Source organism: Mesorhizobium sp. M1D.F.Ca.ET.231.01.1.1, assembly GCF_003999155.2.
Classification (GTDB): domain Bacteria; phylum Pseudomonadota; class Alphaproteobacteria; order Rhizobiales; family Rhizobiaceae; genus Mesorhizobium.
Map to the genome: position 1 here is coordinate 1 of NZ_RZOZ02000048.1, position 581 is coordinate 581.

Sequence of the window (581 nt, forward strand, 5' to 3'; positions counted from 1 at the left end):
ACCGACAACGTCCTAAGCGCGGAACGAAATGGAGCCTGCAGTCAAGGTCTCTCTGTTCGTCAGCATGCCCTTGCTGCGTGACGTTGGTCAAGTCGTCGAACCAGGCGGCTTCCACCGGCAAGGGAAAAGGTCTCGTCCATAGCAAACACAGGGTCCGCACGAAGGCGGGTCCTCACCGTCCTCAACACGAGCTTCTGATCCAGGCGGAAGACCCGAACATTATCTACAGGGTCATCGAATCGATGCCCTCACGGCCCTAGCTGACAGAGGTTCTTCCACCTGGCACCCGCCCTTCAACGAAGGGCCGGTAGTCGGAACCACCTTTGACGACAGCGTGCACGACGCGGGCCATCTTGGCGGTAATAGCGGTCATTGCCTTGCGGCGTAGATCGGGATTGTCGCGATCCCGCGCAATGTAGCGTTCGAACTTATGACGGAAGCCATTCTCCCGCTGGCGGATGGCGACTTGTCCGGCGATCCACAGGGTGCGGCGCAGCCGAGCATTGCCGAATTTGGAAAGGCGGGTCTGGCCCCGATATTGGCCTGACTGCTGTGTCGAGAGGTTCAGCCCGCAGAACTTT

At 59.6% G+C, this 581-nt stretch carries 1 protein-coding gene; it reads right to left on the minus strand.

The genetic code is table 11. The annotated features are described in order from the left end of the window. Positions 1-256: 256 nt before the first annotated feature. Positions 257-581, minus strand: a 325-nt coding sequence (locus EN874_RS32180; protein WP_145971640.1) for a transposase, incomplete at its 5' end; no start/stop codon positions are given.